General features: G+C 70.7%; 11 protein-coding genes. 3 read left to right on the top strand and 8 right to left on the bottom strand.

Going from position 1 to position 16,587, the window contains the following annotated elements:
• Positions 1 to 173: 173 nt before the first annotated feature.
• On the top strand, positions 174 to 2,399 hold the full coding sequence (locus tag NON19_RS24025) for a bifunctional glycosyltransferase family 2 protein/CDP-glycerol:glycerophosphate glycerophosphotransferase (RefSeq protein ID WP_255931132.1): 2,226 nt from the start codon (positions 174 to 176) through the stop codon (positions 2,397 to 2,399).
• A gap of 86 nt (positions 2,400 to 2,485) precedes the next feature.
• The gene (locus NON19_RS24020) at positions 2,486 to 4,165 is read left to right on the top strand and encodes a glycosyltransferase family 2 protein (protein WP_255931131.1); all 1,680 of its coding nucleotides are present in this window, start codon (positions 2,486 to 2,488) and stop codon (positions 4,163 to 4,165) included.
• Between the two features lie 276 nt (positions 4,166 to 4,441).
• On the opposite strand, the gene NON19_RS24015 is transcribed toward NON19_RS24020, so the two are convergent.
• From NON19_RS24015 to pta, 7 genes are all read right to left on the bottom strand, one after another.
• Positions 4,442 to 6,007, bottom strand: a complete 1,566-nt coding sequence (locus NON19_RS24015) for a putative glycosyltransferase family protein (RefSeq protein ID WP_308213722.1) — start codon at positions 6,005 to 6,007, stop codon at positions 4,442 to 4,444.
• A complete protein-coding gene (locus NON19_RS24010) occupies positions 5,991 to 6,815 on the bottom strand; it encodes a polyprenol monophosphomannose synthase (RefSeq protein WP_255931130.1) in 825 nt (274 codons plus the stop codon). Before NON19_RS24010 ends, NON19_RS24015 begins: the two co-directional genes overlap by 17 nt.
• 29 nt (positions 6,816 to 6,844) lie before the next feature.
• Positions 6,845 to 7,924 carry a mannose-1-phosphate guanylyltransferase gene (manB, locus tag NON19_RS24005; protein WP_255931129.1) on the bottom strand — a complete coding sequence of 360 codons (1,080 nt, stop codon included), beginning with the start codon at positions 7,922 to 7,924 and terminating at the stop codon, positions 6,845 to 6,847.
• 203 nt (positions 7,925 to 8,127) lie between these two features.
• Positions 8,128 to 9,375 (bottom strand): putative hexosyltransferase, encoded by a 1,248-nt coding sequence (locus NON19_RS24000; protein WP_255931128.1) that lies wholly within the window; start codon positions 9,373 to 9,375, stop codon positions 8,128 to 8,130.
• Positions 9,376 to 9,570: 195 nt separating this feature from the next.
• A complete protein-coding gene (gene pyk, locus NON19_RS23995) occupies positions 9,571 to 11,001 on the bottom strand; it encodes a pyruvate kinase (RefSeq protein ID WP_255931127.1) in 1,431 nt (476 codons plus the stop codon).
• A gap of 82 nt (positions 11,002 to 11,083) precedes the next feature.
• Positions 11,084 to 12,286, bottom strand: a complete 1,203-nt coding sequence (locus NON19_RS23990) for an acetate kinase (protein ID WP_255931126.1) — start codon at positions 12,284 to 12,286, stop codon at positions 11,084 to 11,086.
• Between the two features lie 35 nt (positions 12,287 to 12,321).
• Positions 12,322 to 14,433 carry a phosphate acetyltransferase gene (pta, locus tag NON19_RS23985; RefSeq protein WP_255931125.1) on the bottom strand — a complete coding sequence of 704 codons (2,112 nt, stop codon included), beginning with the start codon at positions 14,431 to 14,433 and terminating at the stop codon, positions 12,322 to 12,324.
• 228 nt (positions 14,434 to 14,661) lie between these two features.
• Here pta and NON19_RS23980 point away from each other — a divergent pair, with 228 nt between their 5' ends.
• Entirely contained in the window at positions 14,662 to 15,687 is a 1,026-nt protein-coding gene (locus NON19_RS23980) for an ATP-dependent 6-phosphofructokinase (RefSeq protein WP_255931123.1), read from the top strand.
• On the opposite strand, the gene NON19_RS23975 is transcribed toward NON19_RS23980, so the two are convergent.
• Positions 15,684 to 16,556, bottom strand: a complete 873-nt coding sequence (locus tag NON19_RS23975) for a carbohydrate ABC transporter permease (protein WP_255931122.1) — start codon at positions 16,554 to 16,556, stop codon at positions 15,684 to 15,686. The genes NON19_RS23980 and NON19_RS23975 overlap by 4 nt on opposite strands.
• Positions 16,557 to 16,587 lie beyond the last annotated feature (31 nt).

Here is a 16,587-nt window from a genome sequence, read left to right as displayed (position 1 = left end):
GACACCCTAAGGGGCCGCTCCCGTAGGGTGTGGCCGGTCCGTGCTGCGCCCGGGCACACACATGTGCGGGGCATGGACTGCCTACCGTAGGATTTCAGAACTAAAAATTCACCCAGAACTCATCGCCGCTCGTCACCCCGTACCCGTCGCGCCCACCCAGGAACCGTCACTCCATGACAACGTTCAGCGTCATCGTCACCGCCCTCGACGCCCAGGGCTACCTCCGGGAGTGCCTTGACAGCGCACTCGGCCTGCCCGCCGAAGAGGCCGAGGTCATCGCCGTGGACAACGGCTCGACCGACGCCACGAGAGCCATCGTCGACGAGTACGCCGAGCGGGACGAGCGGGTACGCGCCGTCCACCTCCCCGAGCCGCTGGCCTCCGGTGCCGCCAGGGCCGCCGCCGCAGAGCAGGCCAAGGGCGAGTACCTGCTGTTCATCGACGGCCGCGACTGCCTCACCGAGGGCGCGCTGAGCGCGCTGGCCCAGCGGATCACCGAGACCGGTGAGCCGGACGCGGTGGTCTTCGACCACGTCCGCTCGCACTGGTCGAACGACTCGATCGCCAGCGGCGACGGCCGCCTGTTCATCGCCCCCGGGCGCGAGGTCTTCTCGGTGTACCAGCAGCCGGAGACGCTGCACCTGACCCCCACGGTCAGCAACCGCGTGCTGCGCGCCGACTTCTACGAGGCGCACCGCGAGCTGTTCGACAAGGACGAGTACGCCGAGGTGCTGCCCGCCATCGGCAGCCTGCTGGCCGCCGACCGGATCGCCATACTCGACAAGGTCTGCCTGCGCCGCCGCGAGCCGGAGACACCGGTGCGCGAGCGCGGCCAGTTCAACCTCTTCGACCAGTACGACGCGCTGTGGGAGCTGCTGGAGCGCCGCCCCGTGCTCGCCGAGCACCGGGCGATCGTCTTCAGCGGCATGATCCGCCGCTATCTGAAGGTGCTCACCCTGCCGGGTCTGGACGAGCGGGAGCAGGCCGCGTTCTTCCACCGCGCCTCCGAGCACTTCCTGCGCTACAAGCCGAAGGACTACCAGCGCCCGTCGAACCTCAACGGCGTGCGGCACGCCATGCTGGAGCGCGACTCGTACTCCGGCTACCGCGCCCTGCAGTCCGCCAACCGCAAGCGCCGCACCGTGCGCACGCTGGCGGTGAAGGCCAAGCGCAAGGCGGTGGACCTGGCCAAGGAGAGCGCCTACCGCGAGCAGTTGCGGCACCCGCTGGAGGAGGACCTGGCGGTCTTCTCCGCGTACTGGGACCGCGGTGTCGCCTGCAGCCCGGCGGCGATCTCGGCCAAACTCTCCGAACTCGCCCCGAACATCCGCCAGGTGTGGGTGGTGCGCCGCGCGGACGTGCCGCTGGTGCCCGCCGGGGTGGACTACGTGGTGCCGGGCAGCCGCCGCTACTGGAGCGTGATGGCGCGCGCCAAGTACCTGGTCAACAACGTCAACTTCCCCGACTCGGTGATCAAGCGGCCGGGCCAGATCCACGTACAGACCCACCACGGCACCCCGCTGAAGCGGATGGGCACCGACCAGATCCCGTTCCCGGCCACCTCGCGCGGTGTCGACTACGAGGCGCTGCTTGAGCGTTGCGCCCGCTGGGACTACAGCGTTTCGGCCAACACGCACTCCACCGAGACCTGGGAGCGCGCCTACCCGGTGCCGTTCACCTCGCTCGACTACGGCTATCCGCGCAACGACGTCTACTACACCGCCACCGCCGAGGACGTGCTGCGCATCCGTGAGCGCCTCGGCATCGCCCCGGGCCGCAAGGCGCTGCTGTACGCGCCGACGCACCGCGACTACGAGGCCACCTGGACGCCGCGCCTCGACCTGGAGCGCATGGCCCGCAACCTCGGCGAGGACTTCGTGCTGCTGGTGCGCGGCCACTACTTCTACGACCGGGGCCTGTCCCCGCTGGAGGAGTTGCACCGGCGCGGGCTGATCATCGACGTCTCGCGGTACGACTCGGTGGAGGAACTCGGCCTGGCCTCCGACGCGTTGATCACCGACTACTCCTCGGTGATGTTCGACTACGCCAACCTGGACCGGCCGATAGTGGTCTTCGCGGACGACTGGGAGACCTACTCGGTCACCCGTGGCGTCTACTTCGACCTGACCGAGCTGTCCCCGGGCGCGGTCGCCCGCACCCAGGAGGAGGTGGAGCGGCTGTTCCTGGACGGCGGCTGGCGGGACGAGCACGCCACCGCCAAGCGCGCCGCGTTCCGCCGGAAGTTCTGCGACTTCGACGACGGGCACGCCGCCGAGCGGGTGGTACGCCATGTCTTCCTGGGGCAGGCGAACGTACCGCCGGTGATACCACTGGAGGAGCGCACTCCGGCGCCCGCGCCGGAGGTGGCCGCCCGACTCGTCGCCGACGGCGCACGGTGAGCGCCGCGGCGCCGGACAGCTCTTGTAGTGGATTTTCCCCGGGGCCAGCCCCCGGACCCCCAGCCGAGGAAGTTCCCGGAGGACCCATGGCCCCGACGGCCCCCGATGTCACCGTCACGGTGATCGTCTACAACGACGCCGAGCGACTGCCGCGTGCGGTGGAGTCGTTGCGCCGTCAGACGCTGCGCAACATCGAGATCATCATCAGCGACGACCACTCCACGGACAACACCCCCGAGGTGGCCCGTGCGCTGGCGGCGCAGGACGAGCGCATCGTCTACAACCGCCTGCCGCAGAACAGCGGTGGCTGCAGCCGCCCGCGTAACTCGGCGATCGAGATCGCCAAGGCGCCGTACCTGATGTTCCTCGACAGCGACGACGAACTGCCCGAGAACGCGCTGGAGTTGCTGCTGGCCGAGCTGCGCGCGGACGACACCGTCGACTTCGCGATGGGCGGTGTGGAGCGGGTACGCACCGACACCGGGTCGGTGTCGGCCTGGCATCCGCACCTGTTCACCAAGAGGCAGACGGTGCGCGGCATCGAGAACCACCCGGGCGTGCTGTTCGAGCACCTGTCGACCAACAAGATGTACCGCCGGGAGTTCATCGACCGGCACTCGCTGCGCTTCCCCGAGGGCATCCACTACGAGGACCAGCTGTTCTCCGCCCAGGCGTACTGCCTGGCGCGGGCGTTCACCATCGTGCCGGACCCGTGCTACCGCTGGTACATCTCGCCGTACGAGGCGGTGGGCGCGCTGTCCATCTCCAACCAGCGGCACCGGATCGAGAACGTCCGGGACCGGATCAACGTCGCCCGGCTGATCGACGACTTCCTGGTCGAAAGCGGCCATGAGGCCATCAAGGCCGACAAGGACTTCAAGTTCCTCAAGCACGACCTGCGGATGTACACCGGTGACCTGCCGTACCGCAGCCACGAGTGGATCAAGCAGTTCGCCGACGAGGTCGGCCCGTACCTGGAGACGCTCGCCCCCGAGGCGTTCCACCGACTGCCGCGTGACCAGCGGGTGGTGATCCAGCTGGTGCGCGACGGGCGGTACGAGGAGGCGCAGTTGGCCTCCCGCGGCATGGGCCGTGAGGTGGCGCCGCGCGAGGTGACCGAGGACGGCGCGGGGCACGTCTACTGGGGCTCGCAGGTTCCGGCCGACCCCGCCTCGGCGCGGGAGCTGGAGATCTCCGACCTGGACCTGCGGACCCGTCCGTTCAAGAACGCGCTGCTGCGGCACGAGATCACCCGGATCGTGCCGGAGGCGGGGTCGCGGATCACGCTGGACGTGCGCACCTATGACCCCGGCAACCAGTTGCCGATGGCCCCGGTGGTGGCGACGGTCCATCTGGCGCCCGCCGCCAAGCGGTTGAGCGCGTCGTTCCGGCTGGATCCGGTGCGGCCGGGGCTGTTCGAGGGCACGGTCACCATCGACCTGTCCGCGGTGCCGCTGCCGCCGCACGGCTTCGCCGGGGTACGGCATCCGGTGCTGGCGATCACCCAGCACCGGCAGCACAACACGGGCCTGCTGCTGGCTCCGCTGGAGTTCCCGACGCTGAGCAAGCGGATCGCGTACCACCGCGGCATGGCCGAGCACACCGTCACGGTGGAGCCGGAGGGCCACGGCGCGGGCCGCATCCAGGTCCGCTGGGAGCGGGCGGGCCTTCTGGCGAGGGCCGAGCCCCACCTGCCCACGCTGGCCCGCGTGGCGGGCCCGGGCCTACGCAAGGTCTCCGGCCTCGTCCGAGGCCTGACGAAGTAGGACCGATGTTTTGCGGGCTCCGCCCCCAAACCCCCAAAGTAGCCGGGGGTTTGGGGGCGGAGCCTTCAAGAGGTTCGGGGGCGGAGCCTTCAAGGGGTTCGGGGGCGCAGCCCCCCAAAGGGGCCGGGGGCGGAGCCTTCAAGGGGGTCGCGGCGGGGAGCCCCAAGGGGGCCGGGGGCGCAGCCCCGAGGGGGGCCTGGGGGCGCAGCCCCCAAGGGGGTTCGGGGGCGCAGCCCCGCAGGGGGTTTGGGGGCGGAGCCCCCAAGTACCTGAACCTCAGACCACCTTAAGCAGCATTTCCCCATCCGGGCCGGAGGCCACCTTCTTGAGGGCGGGGTCGCCAGCGGCGAACCCGCCGTCGCTACGGAACTGGATGACCCAGCGCACGTGGTACTTGCGCAGCAGCGCCAGCCGCTCGGCACGCGAAGTGGACTTCGCGAAGAACCTCCTGGTGTCCTTCGCGCGCTGCGCCTCGTTCTTGAGGAAGAAGTCGGGGTAGCCGGACTCGACCGTGTACGGCCCGTACGCGGGCGCCTGGCGGAGGGCGAAGTAGTCCTTCGTCATGATCACCTGGCCGTACTTCACATGCTCGGTGATCCACTGGTAGCCGCCCCACTCATGCTGGGTCGGCGCACTGCCCAGTACCGGAACCGACTCCATGGACGCCACATAGTTGAGCGCCCCGACCTGTGACCAGCAACCGACCAGCAGCGCCGCCGCGGTGACCGGCACCAGGATCCGCCGCACCCGCCGACCCGCCTCGCCCGCCAGCTCCACCGCCAGCGCGACCTGCGCGGAGATGAAGACCGCGGGCAGCACCCGCCCGTACGACCAGTGCTGGGTCAGCCCGCCCACCGCGTACACCAGCGCGCCGAAGGCGAAGAACAGCACCAGCGGATCGCGCCGGTCCCGCCGGAACCGCAGCGCCAGGGCCACGATGCCCAGTGCCAGCAGACCGAACCGGGAGACCAGGTGCTGGTAGAGCGGTTGGTGAACGGCTTCCAGGCCGCCGACGCTCAGCAGCGAGAAGAACGAGTAGTAGGGCCAGACCAGCAGGATCGCCAGCGCCAGCGCCGCCGCGGCGCCGATCCGAAGCCAGGCGGCCTTGCCCGGCCAGGGCCGCGCGCCGAGCAGTATCGCCAGCAGCCCGAACACCGTCACCACGCCGGTGAACTGGTGGCTGAGCGCCACCACCGCCAGCAGCGCGCCGAGCGCGAGGTACCGGGCCAGGCCCCAGTCCCTGGCGAGGGCGGTGCGCAGCATCGCCCACAGATGGAACGCCGTCCCCATGGCGAAGGTGCTGGGATAGGCGATGCACAGTGCCAGTGAGGTGGCCCCGGGGAAGCCGCTCCAGGTGAACAGCTCCCAGCCGTACAGCAGCGTGACGCACAGGATCGCCAGCGGCACCGCCGCTCGACGGGTGGTGAGGGTACGGACGAACTGCCGGATGCCGGTGACCAGCAGCACCAGGTTGATCAGCGCGGCGAGGTGCAGCACCTGGAACGTGGTCGCGCCGCTGATCTTGCCGATCAGCGCCAGGAACAGCATCCACGGTGAGTAGTACGGGCTGTTGACGTCCGCCTTGACCAGTGGATCGCCCGGGTTGCCGAGATCGTGGCGCAGCCGCTCAAGGGTGGCGGCATGGATGCCCAGGTCGCCCGCCCAAGGGAGCTTGACCACCATCACGGCGAGGAACACGACGACCAGCAGCGCGGCGGCGGACACCGCCTTCTCCAGCAGACCGGCGGCCTGCCAACGGGTCTGGGCGGACCGGCCCAGGCGCGCTATGCGCCCCTCCGGTCCGCCGGTTCCCGGCGTGGTCCGCTCAGCCGCGGCGGGCACGTGAGGAGTCCAGTCGCAGACGCCAGGGCAGGATGGCTGACTCGACCTGCACGCCCAGGGTCATCTTGGACGCGCCGATCTGCCGTTCCTCGAAGTGGATCGGCACCTCGACGCCCGTGTAACCGGCGCGCACCGCCTGGTACTTGAGCTCGACCTGGAAGCTGTAGCCGTTGCTGCGCACCTCGGACAGCTTCATCTCGGTGACCGCGTCGGCCCGCCACATGCAAAAGCCCGCGGTCACATCGCGCAGCCCGGTGCGCAGCACGGTGCTCACATAGGCGTTGGCCCAGCGGGAGAGCAGCCTGCGGTGCAGGCCCCACTCCTCGGCGAGCCGACCGCCGCACACGTAGCGGCTGCCGACGACGAACCCGGCGCCGGTGGACAGCGCCGTGCCCAGCATCTGCGGCACGTACTCCACCGGGTGGCTGCCGTCGGCGTCCATCTGCAGCACGTACTGGGCGCCGTCCGCGACCGCCTGGTCCATGCCCGCCGCGTAGGCGCGGCCGAGGCCGTCCTTGGCGGTGCGGTGCAGTACCGAGATGCGGGTGCGGTCCGGCTCGTTGTACCGCTCGGCCAGCCGCTCGGCGACCTCACCGGTGCCGTCCGGGCTGTTGTCGTCCACCACCAGCAGCCGCAGCCCCGGCAGGTCGAGCGCCATCAGCCTCTCGGCCATCCCCGGCAGGTTCTCGGCCTCGTTGTAGGTGGGCATCACCACGGTCAGCGGGATGCCGCTCCACTGCGGGGGGAGCTGTACCGGTCGACGCAGTGCGGTGGTCGTCGGGACTGCCTGGGGGGTCGTCGTCGTCATCAGGTGGTCTTCTCTGTCGGGCCGCGCCCTTATGGCTTCGGGGAGAAGCGGATCGCGGCGTCGGGGATCGTCGAGTGGCACCACACTCGCGCCCCGCCCTGCAGTTCGTTGTCCTCGCCGACCTCGGCCCGGTCTCCGATCACGGCGTTCTCCAGTACGGTACGCGAGCCGACGCGTGCTCCGGCGCCCACCAGCGAGGCGCGCACCTGGGCACCGGACTCGACGCGTGCGCCGTCCAGCACGATGGAGCCCTCGATCACCGCGTCCGCCGCGACGAACGAACCGGCGCCCACCACGGTCCCACCGGAGAGCTTGGCGCCCTCCTCCACGGTGGCGCCCGGCAGCACCAGGAACTCACCGTTCTTGCCCGGTACGGCGGGCGAGCGCACGACACCGCGCACCAGGTCCGCGGAGGCCTGGATCAGCGCCGCCGGGCGACCGAGGTCCAGCCAGTACGTCTGGTCCACCACACCGTGCAGGTGCGCACCGGACTGGAGCAGCCCCGGGAACGTCTCGCGTTCCACGGAGACCACGCGGCCCGCCGGGATGGTGTCGATCACCGAGCGGCGGAAGACGTAGCAACCGGCGTTCACCTGGTCGGTGACGATCTCCTCGGGGCGCTGCGGCTTCTCGGTGAAGGCAAGCACCCGGCCGGCTTCGTCGGTGGGGACCAGGCCGAAGGCGCTGGGGTCCTCGACCCGGGTCAGGTGCAGCGAGACGTCGGCGCCCGCCGCGCGGTGGCTGTCGACCAGGGCGGCGATGTCCAGGCCGGTGAGGATGTCACCGTTGAAGATCAGTACCGGCTCGTCGGGGCCACAGGTCAGCGCGTCGGCCGCGTTGCGGATCGCGCCACCGGTGCCCAGCGGCTCGGTCTCGTGGATGTACGTGACGCGCAGCCCCAGGTCGGAGCCGTCACCGAAGTACGGCTCGAAGACCTCGGCCAGGTAGGAGGTGGCGAGCACCACGTGGGTGACGCCCGCGGCCCGGGCCTTGGCGAGCTGGTGGGCGAGGAACGGCACACCGGCGGTCGGCACCATCGGCTTGGGCGTGTATTCCGTGACGGGGCGGAGACGGGAGCCCTTCCCGCCGACCAGGAGGATCGCTTCCACTGACAAGTACCTCAATCACTTACGGGTCGACGGACGGGTAGGGATACTACCTACGCTTTTGCAGCGGGTTGTCCACACGGGTGGTGACACCGCGTGGAACAACGTGCCGGGCATCGTAGTGAACGCCGCTGTGGCGGGCCGGGTCACGGCGCCCGCGCTCAGTGAGTTCTCACCGGTTCTCAGGGACTTTTCACCGGATCTGCTCACGGTGACCACCTGAACAACATCAGCAGCCCGACCCCGTACCACCCGGCGAACACCGCCCCGCAGCCGTACAGGCACCCCTGCACCAGCCGGGGCAGCCGGGCGACCGGGCGGGCCACCAGCAGGAGCAGGACCGGCAGGAACGGCAGCATGAAGCGCGGCTTGGACAGCGGGGAGCCGGGCGTGCCGAACATCAGCTCCCAGGCCCCGGCCAGCGCCAGCACCAGCGGCCACGGCACCTTGCGGTCCATCGCCAGCGCCACCACGGCCACCGCGACCAGCAGTATCAGCGCCAGCACCACCGGATAGCGGATGTCGATGTGCTGGTAGGTCGCCACCTGCTTGAGGAAGTGCAGCGAGCCGCGGCCGAAGTCGAAGGACTGCCCCCAGGCCTTCTCCGCCTCGAACCAGCCGTCCCACCGGCCCACCCGGCTGCCCAGGTACAGCCAGCTGAACACCAGCCCGAGCGGCGCCAGCCCCAGCGCCAGCCACGGCCGCCAGCCGTCCCGGCGCCGCAGCAGCGCCCAGATCGCGCTCAGCACCAGCACGCCGACCAGTACCGACGCGGTCGGCCTGATCGTCCCCGCCAGCGCGGTGAGCGCCCCCGCGGCCACCCAGCGGCGGGCGATGACCGCGATCAGCGCCCACATCAGCACCGCGCTGAAGCACGCCTCGGAGTACGGCACCCACAGCGCGAACGCGTACGGGGAGCACGCCCACAGCCCGACGCACGCGTATCCGACGCGCCGCCCGAGCACCGAGCGGGCCAGGGTATGCACCCCGACCGCGGCGGCGGTGGCGGCCAGCCAGGAGACCACCACGCCCGCGTACGGGTAGCCGAGGCCGGTGACCAGGTGGACGGCTCTTATCAGCGCGGGGACCAGCGGGAAGAAGGCGAGCGTGGACCACTTGGGTATGCCGTCGCGCTGGTAGCTGAGGTGGTGGGGGTAGCCGTGCTCGGCGACGCTGAGGTAGTTCTTGCTGTCCCACTTGCTCAGCACCTGCACCACGCCGTAGCCGAGGTGGTGCGAGAGCAGCAGCAGCACGGTGAAGGCGAGCGCCGAGACGGCCAGGTAGATGCCCGCGGCGTTGAGCGCCTCGCGGCGTGCGAAACGTATCGTCACCGGCTCGCGGCGCAGCAGCTCGGCGAGCCGTACCCGCCAGTCGGCGACCGTCCCGCGCGTCCCGGAGCTCCCCGCGCCGTTTTCGGCGGCGGAACTGTCGGGCGGCGGGGCTACGTCGACCATGGGGCTTCTCCGGGGCTGGGGGAAACGGACATCACCGGGGCGATGGCTCGTGCGTCCACCGACGAGCGAGCCCGTTCACCTTAAGGTCGGGCGTGTCGCCCACTCAAAACGCACCGGCACCCCACTCGGGCGCGGGGTGCCGGAGACGGGCGGGTGGGCGCGGTGCGCGGGTCCGCGTACGCCCCGGCCCGAGGGTCAGTCCTGGGCGCCGCCGCCGAGGTGGTGGACGCGGACGAGGTTGGTGGTGCCGGGGACGCCGGGCGGGGAGCCCGCCGTGATGATCACGGTGTCGCCCTTGCCGTACTCGCTGAGCTTGAGCATCTCCTGGTCGACCAGGTCGACCATCGCGTCGGTGTGGTCGACGTGCTTGACCAGGTGGGTCTGCACGCCCCAGGTCAGCGCGAGCTGGTTGCGGGTGGCCGCGTCCGTGGTGAACGCCAGCACCGGCACTGGCACCCGGTAGCGGGCCAGCCGCCGGGCGGTGTCACCGGACTTGGTGAAGGCCACCAGCGTCTTGGCGTCCAGGAAGTCCGCCAGCTCGGCGGCGGCGCGGGCCACCGCACCGCCCTGGGTGCGCGGCTTCTTGCCCGGCGCCAGCGGCTGCAGGCCCCGCTTGAGCAGCTCCTCCTCGGCCGCCTCGACGATCCGGGCCATCGTCTTGACGGTCTCGATCGGGTACTTGCCGACCGAGGACTCGGCGGACAGCATCACCGCGTCCGCGCCGTCCAGCACCGCGTTGGCGACGTCGGACGCCTCGGCGCGGGTGGGCCGAGAGTTGGTGATCATCGACTCCATCATCTGGGTCGCGACGATCACCGGCTTGGCGTTGCGGCGGCACAGCTCGATCAGCCGCTTCTGGACCACCGGCACCTTCTCCAGCGGGTACTCCACCGCCAGGTCGCCGCGGGCCACCATCACACCGTCGAAGGCCGCGACGACATCCTCCATGTTGGCCACCGCCTGCGGCTTCTCCACCTTGGCGATGACCGGGACCCGGCGGCCCACCTCGTCCATGACGCGGTGCACGTCACGGACGTCCTTGGCGTCCCGGACGAAGGACAGCGCGATCATGTCCACGCCCATGCGCAGCGCGAACCGCAGGTCCTCGATGTCCTTCTCGGACAGCGCGGGGACGTTGACGGCCGCGCCGGGCAGGTTGATGCCCTTGTGGTCGGAGATGATGCCGCCCTCGACCACCAGGCAGCGCACCCGCGGGCCGTCGACTTCGATGACCCGCAGCGCGACGTTGCCGTCGTTGATCAGCACCGGGTCGCCCTGGCTGACGTCACCGGGCAGGCCCTTGTACGTCGTCCCGCAGATGTGCCGGTCTCCGGGAACGTCCTCGGTGGTGATGACGAACTCGTCACCGGCCACCAGCTCCACCGGACCGTCGGCGAAGGTCTCCAGGCGGATCTTCGGGCCCTGCAGGTCGGCGAGGACGCCGACGGCGCGGCCGGTCTCCTCGGAGACCTTGCGCACCCGGTTGTAGCGCTCCTCGTGCTCGGCGTGGGAGCCGTGGCTGAAGTTGAACCGGGCCACGTTCATACCGGCCTCGACCAGTGTCTTGAGCTGGTCGTAGGAGTCGACGGCGGGACCCAGGGTGCAGACGATTTTCGCTCGGCGCATGTGGACGATCCTATCGATGTTTTGTTCCGGCCCGGAATTTACCGGGTTGCCCCCCTGCGGAGGCCTCCCGTTCCGGCCCGGTTCACGGGCGGACCAGCGAGTAGGCCTGCTGCGCGATCTCCAGTTCCTCGTCGGTGGGGACGACGGCGACCGCGACCCGGCTGGTCCCGGTGGAGACCAGCCGTGCCACGTTGCCGCGCACAGCGTTGCGTACCGCGTCGATCTCGATGCCGAGGGGTTCGAGGCCTTCGAGCGCGGCCTCACGCACCGCGGCGGAATTCTCGCCCACTCCGGCCGTGAAAGCGATCGCGTCCACCCGCCCGAGTACCGCGGTGTAGGCGCCGACGTACTTGCGCAGCCGGTGGATGTAGATGTCGAAGGCGAGTTGGGCGTCGGCGTCGCCCTCCGCCATCCGGCGGCCGATCTCCCGCATGTCGTTGTCACCGCACAGCCCGACCAGGCCACTGCGCTTGTTCAGCAGCGTGTCGATCTCGTCGACGTCAAGCCCGCCGACCCGCGCGAGATGGAAGATCACCGCCGGGTCGATGTCGCCGGAGCGGGTGCCCATCACCAGGCCCTCCAGCGGGGTGAGCCCCATGGAGGTGTCCACGCACACCCCGCCGCGCACCGCCGAGGCGGAGGCGCCGTTGCCCAGGTGCAGCACGATCACGTTGACCTCGGACGGCTCCTTGCCCAGCAGCGCGGCGGTGGCCCGGGAGACGTACGCGTGCGAGGTGCCGTGGAAGCCGTACCGGCGCACACCGTGCCGGTCGGCGGTGGCGCGGTCGATGGCGTACCGGGCGGCGGCCTCCGGCATGGTCGAGTGGAAGGCGGTGTCGAACACCGCGACCTGCGGCAGGTCGGGCCGCAGCTCGCGGGCGACCTTGATGCCGATGACGTTGGCCGGGTTGTGCAGCGGCGCGAGCGGCACCAGCTTCTCGATCTCGGCCACCACCTCGTCGGTGATCAGCGTCGGCTCGGTGAACCGGGTGCCACCGTGCACCACCCGGTGCCCGACCGCGGCCAGCTCGGGGGAGTCCAGGCCCAGCCCCTGCGCCGACAGTTCGTCGGCCACCTGCTTGAGCGCGGCGGCGTGGTCGGCGACCCCGCCGGGCTCGCCGATCCGCTCGACGATGCCGCAGGCCAGACGGGAACCGTGATCGTCGCTGTGCGGCGCAGCCGCTCTGTTGAGGGTGGTGGCGGGCGAGGGGCTGGCCATGTCCAGGAGCTGGTACTTCACCGACGAGGAGCCGGAGTTGAGGACGAGGACGCGGGTCGCGGTCACGGGTTCGGTTTCTTCCTTCGTGAACGGAACGGAATTCACAGAGAGTTGGCGTCGCCCTGGGCCTGGATGGCCGTGATGGCGACGGTGTTGACGATGTCCTGGACCAGCGCGCCGCGCGAGAGGTCGTTGACGGGCTTGCGCAGACCCTGCAGCACCGGGCCGACGGCGATCGCTCCCGCCGAGCGCTGCACGGCCTTGTAGGTGTTGTTGCCGGTGTTCAGGTCGGGGAAGATCAGCACCGTCGCCCGGCCCGCCACCTGCGAGCCCGGCAGCTTGGTCGCCGCGACCGCAGGGTCGACCGCCGCGTCGTACTGGATCGGGCCCTCGACCGCCAGGTCGGGACGGCGCTCCCGGACGAGCTCGGTGGCCCGGCGCACCTTGTCCACGTCCGCGCCGGAGCCCGAGGTGCCGGTGGAGTACGACAGCATCGCCACCCGCGGCTCCACCCCGAACTGGGCGGCGGTGGTGGCCGACTGGATCGCGATGTCCGCCAACTGCTCGGCGTCCGGGTCGGGGTTGACCGCGCAGTCGCCGTACACCAGCACCTTGTCGGCCAGGCACATGAAGAACACCGAGGAGACGATCGACGCGCCCGGTGAGGTCTTGATGATCTCGAAGGCGGGCCGGATGGTGGCCGCCGTGGAGTGCACCGCGCCGGAGACCATGCCGTCGGCCAGGCCCTCCTGCACCATCAGGGTGCCGAAGTACGACACGTCGGCGACCACGTCGTGCGCCAGCTCCACCGTCATGCCCTTGTGGGCGCGCAGCTTGGCGTACAGCTCCGCGAAGGTCTCGCGCAGCGGCGAGGTCTGCGGGTCCACCACCCGGGCGATGGCGCCGGAGCCATGGTCCTCGACGTCCAGGCCGAGGTTGACGCCCAGCTCACCGGCGCGCTTGCGGACCGCGTCCGGGTCGCCCAGCAGCGTCAGGTCGCAGACGTTGCGGCGCAGCAGCACCTCGGCGGCGCGCAGGATGCGCTCCTCGGTGCCCTCGGGCAGCACCACGTGGCGGCGGCCGGACCGCGCCCGCTCCAGCAGCTCGTGCTCGAACATCATCGGCGTCACCCGGGCGCTGCGGGCCACCGACAGCCGGTCGGTCAACTCGCCGGTGTCCACGTGCAGTTCGAACAGGCCGAGCGCGGTCTCCGCCTTGCGCGGCGTGGCCGCGGTCAGCCTGCCCTCCAGCGCGAACAGCTCGGCGGCGGTGGGGAACGAGCCGCCCGGCACCGAGACCACCGGGGTGCCCGGCGCCAGCCGCTCGGCCAGCGCCATGATGTCCCGGCCGGGGCGCTCGTCCAGGGTGAGCAGCACGCCCGCGATGGGCGGCGCGCCCGCCGAGTGGGCCGCGAGCGCGCCGATGATCAGGTCCGCCCGGTCGCCGGGGGTGACCACCATGCAGCCGGGGGTCAGCGCGGGCAGGAACGTCGGCAGCATGGCGCCGCCGAACACGAAGTCCATCACGTTGCGGGCCAGCCCCGCGTCATCGCCGAGCAGCACCTCGGCGCCGAGCTTCTGCACGACCTGCGCCACGGTCGGCGCGGACAGCGACGGCTCCTCCGGCAGTACGTAGACCGGCACCGGCAGTCGGCTGGCGAGCCGCTCGGCGGCGATCTTGGCGGCGTCCGGGGCGACCCGGTTGGCGATCATGGCCAGGATGTAGCAGCCCTCGTCGGCGTAGGCCTGGTGGGCGTTGTGCACCTCGGCGACGACGGAGTCGGCGCTGTGGTCCAGGCCGCCGACGACCGGCAGGACGGAGGCGCCGAACTCGTTGGCCAGCCGCGCGTTGAGGTTCAGCTCGGCGGGCAGCTGGGTGTCGGCGTAGTCCGAGCCGAGGACCAGCACGAACTCGTAACTCCTGGCCACCGCGTGGAAGCGGTCGACCAGCCGGGAGACCAGTTCGTCGGTGCCCTGCTCGGCGGCGAGCCGGGCGGCCTCGTCATAGCCCAGGCCGTAGACGGTCGCCGGGTCCTGGCTGAGCCGGTAGCGGGCGCGCAGCAGCTCGAACAGCCGGTCGGGACCCTCGTGCATCAGTGGCCGGAACACCCCCACCCGGTCGACCTGGCGGGTCAGTAGCTCCATGACCCCCAGTTCCACGACCTGGCGGCCGTCGCCGCGTCCGATTCCGGTCACGTACACGCTGCGCGTCACGCGCGTTCTCCATCCTTCTTCGCGATCGGTGTATCGCGCCTGCTCTGCCCTTCGAAGCTAACCCGCACCCCTGTGCGGCGCGCGCCGGGCCGGGGATGCGCTCCGGTCCCCGCCATCGCAAAGTTCTCATAAGGTATGAAGGATCTGGTAATCCGATCACGGTCACCCATCGTGACCCCTGGGCCCACGGGCTCGAACGGCCGCCCCCGACACAGGAGATTGACCGCGATGCGCATCGGAGTCCTCACCGCCGGCGGTGACTGCCCGGGCCTGAACGCCGTGATCCGCTCGGTGGTGCACCGCGGCCTGGCCGGGCACGGGGACGAGGTCATCGGCTTCGAGGACGGATTCAAGGGACTGCTGGAAGGCCGCTACCGCCCGCTGGACCTCAACGCGGTCAGCGGCATCCTGGCCCGCGGCGGCACCATCCTCGGCTCCGCCCGGCTGGAGCGCGCCCGGCTGCACGAGGCCGCCGACAACGCCGACGAGCTGTGCCGCGCGTACGGCATCGACGCGCTGATCCCGATCGGCGGCGAGGGCACCCTGACCGCCGCCCGGATGCTCGCCGACGCCGGAATGCCGGTGGTCGGCGTGCCCAAGACCATCGACAACGACATCTCCGCCACCGACCGCACCTTCGGCTTCGACACCGCCGTCATGGTCGCGACCGAGGCCATCGACCGGCTCAAGACCACCGCCGAGTCGCACCAGCGGGTGATGGTGGTCGAGGTCATGGGCCGCCACGCGGGCTGGATCGCGCTGGAGTCCGGCATGGCGGGCGGCGCGCACGGCATCTGCGTCCCCGAGCGCCCGTTCGACCCCGCCGACCTGGTCGCCATGGTCGAGGAGCGGTTCGCCCGCGGCAAGAAGTTCGCCGTCATCTGCGCCGCCGAGGGCGCCCATCCGATCCAGGGCACCATGGCCTACGGCTACGGAGAGATCGACGCGTACGGCCATGAACGGTTCATGGGCATCGGCACCCGGCTCGCCGAGGAACTCGCCGCCCGGCTCGGCAAGGAGGCCCGGCCGGTCATCCTGGGCCATGTGCAGCGCGGCGGCGTGCCCACCGCGTACGACAGGGTGCTGGCCACCCGGTTCGGCTGGCACGCGGTGGAGGCCGCGCACCGGGGCGATTTCGGCCATATGACCGCGCTGCGCGGCACCAACATCGAGATGGTGCCGCTCAAGGACGCCATCACCGAGCTCAAGCGGGTCCCGGAAGACCGCATCCGGGAAGCCGAGTCCGTCTTCTAGCCCTTGATCGCTCCCCCCAGCGCGAACCCGCCGCCCAGCCGCCGCGAGATCAGCGCGTACAGCAGCACCACCGGCAGCGAGTACAGGATCGAGAAAGCGGCGAGCTGGCCGTACTCCACCGTTCCGTAGGAGCCGAAGAAGGAGAAGATCGTCACCGAGGCGGGCATCTTGTCCGGGGAGAGCAGCAGCATGAACGGGACGAAGAAGTTGCCCCACATGGCGACGAAGCTGAAGATCGTCACCACCGTGACACCCGGCCCCATCAGCGGCAGCACAACCCGCAGCAGCGTCTGGGGGAATGACGCCCCCTCAGTCCAGGCCGCCTCCTCCAGGATCATCGGCACACCGTCCATGAAGTTCTTCATCAGCCAGACGCAGAACGGCAGTTGGGCGGCGGCCAGGAACAGGATCGTGCCGTACACGGTGTCGATCAGGTTGACCTGAACGAACAGCCCGTAGACCGGAATCATGATCGCGGTGATCGGCAGACAGGTCGAGAAGAGGATCGTGAGCATGAACGGACGGTTCAGCCGGGACCGGTACCGGGACAGCGGATAGGCGGCCAGCACCGCGCACGCCACGGTGAGCGCGGTGGCGCCGCCGCACAGGATCAGACTGTTCAGCATCGGGGTGAAGGTGATCTCGTCGGTCAGCACCGCCGAGAAGTTGCCCAACGTCGGCGCCGACGGCACCCGCACCCGAAGCCCCGCCTCGGGGTCCACCGAGGCCAGCACCAGCCACGCCAGCGGCACCGCGAACCCGACGGCCACCAGCAGCAGCGCCGCGTCGGCGGCCAGCCGGTGCCGGGTCGGGCGGCGCACACGCGCCCCGCGCCGGGGCGTCCCTCCCTCGCGCCGGGCGGCGGTCATCGACCGGCCCCCGCCCGGGCCGTCGGTGTGC

Source organism: Streptantibioticus rubrisoli (assembly GCF_024436055.1).
In the GTDB taxonomy this organism is placed as follows: domain Bacteria; phylum Actinomycetota; class Actinomycetes; order Streptomycetales; family Streptomycetaceae; genus Streptantibioticus_A; species Streptantibioticus_A rubrisoli.
Note: the sequence above shows the minus strand (reverse complement) of the source record. Positions and strands in the feature narration are given on the sequence as shown.

Bases quoted from the DNA above. Each gene is read 5' to 3' on its own strand.
- pyk (WP_255931127.1), bottom strand. From the start codon at position 11,001: ATGCGCCGAGCGAAAATCGTCTGCACCCTGGGTCCCGCCGTCGACTCC.
- NON19_RS23980 (WP_255931123.1), top strand. From the start codon at position 14,662: ATGCGCATCGGAGTCCTCACCGCCGGCGGTGACTGCCCGGGCCTGAAC.
- NON19_RS24020 (WP_255931131.1), top strand. From the start codon at position 2,486: ATGGCCCCGACGGCCCCCGATGTCACCGTCACGGTGATCGTCTACAAC.
- NON19_RS24000 (WP_255931128.1), bottom strand. From the start codon at position 9,375: ATGGTCGACGTAGCCCCGCCGCCCGACAGTTCCGCCGCCGAAAACGGC.
- NON19_RS23975 (WP_255931122.1), bottom strand. From the start codon at position 16,556: ATGACCGCCGCCCGGCGCGAGGGAGGGACGCCCCGGCGCGGGGCGCGT.
- NON19_RS24010 (WP_255931130.1), bottom strand. From the start codon at position 6,815: ATGACGACGACGACCCCCCAGGCAGTCCCGACGACCACCGCACTGCGT.
- NON19_RS24025 (WP_255931132.1), top strand. From the start codon at position 174: ATGACAACGTTCAGCGTCATCGTCACCGCCCTCGACGCCCAGGGCTAC.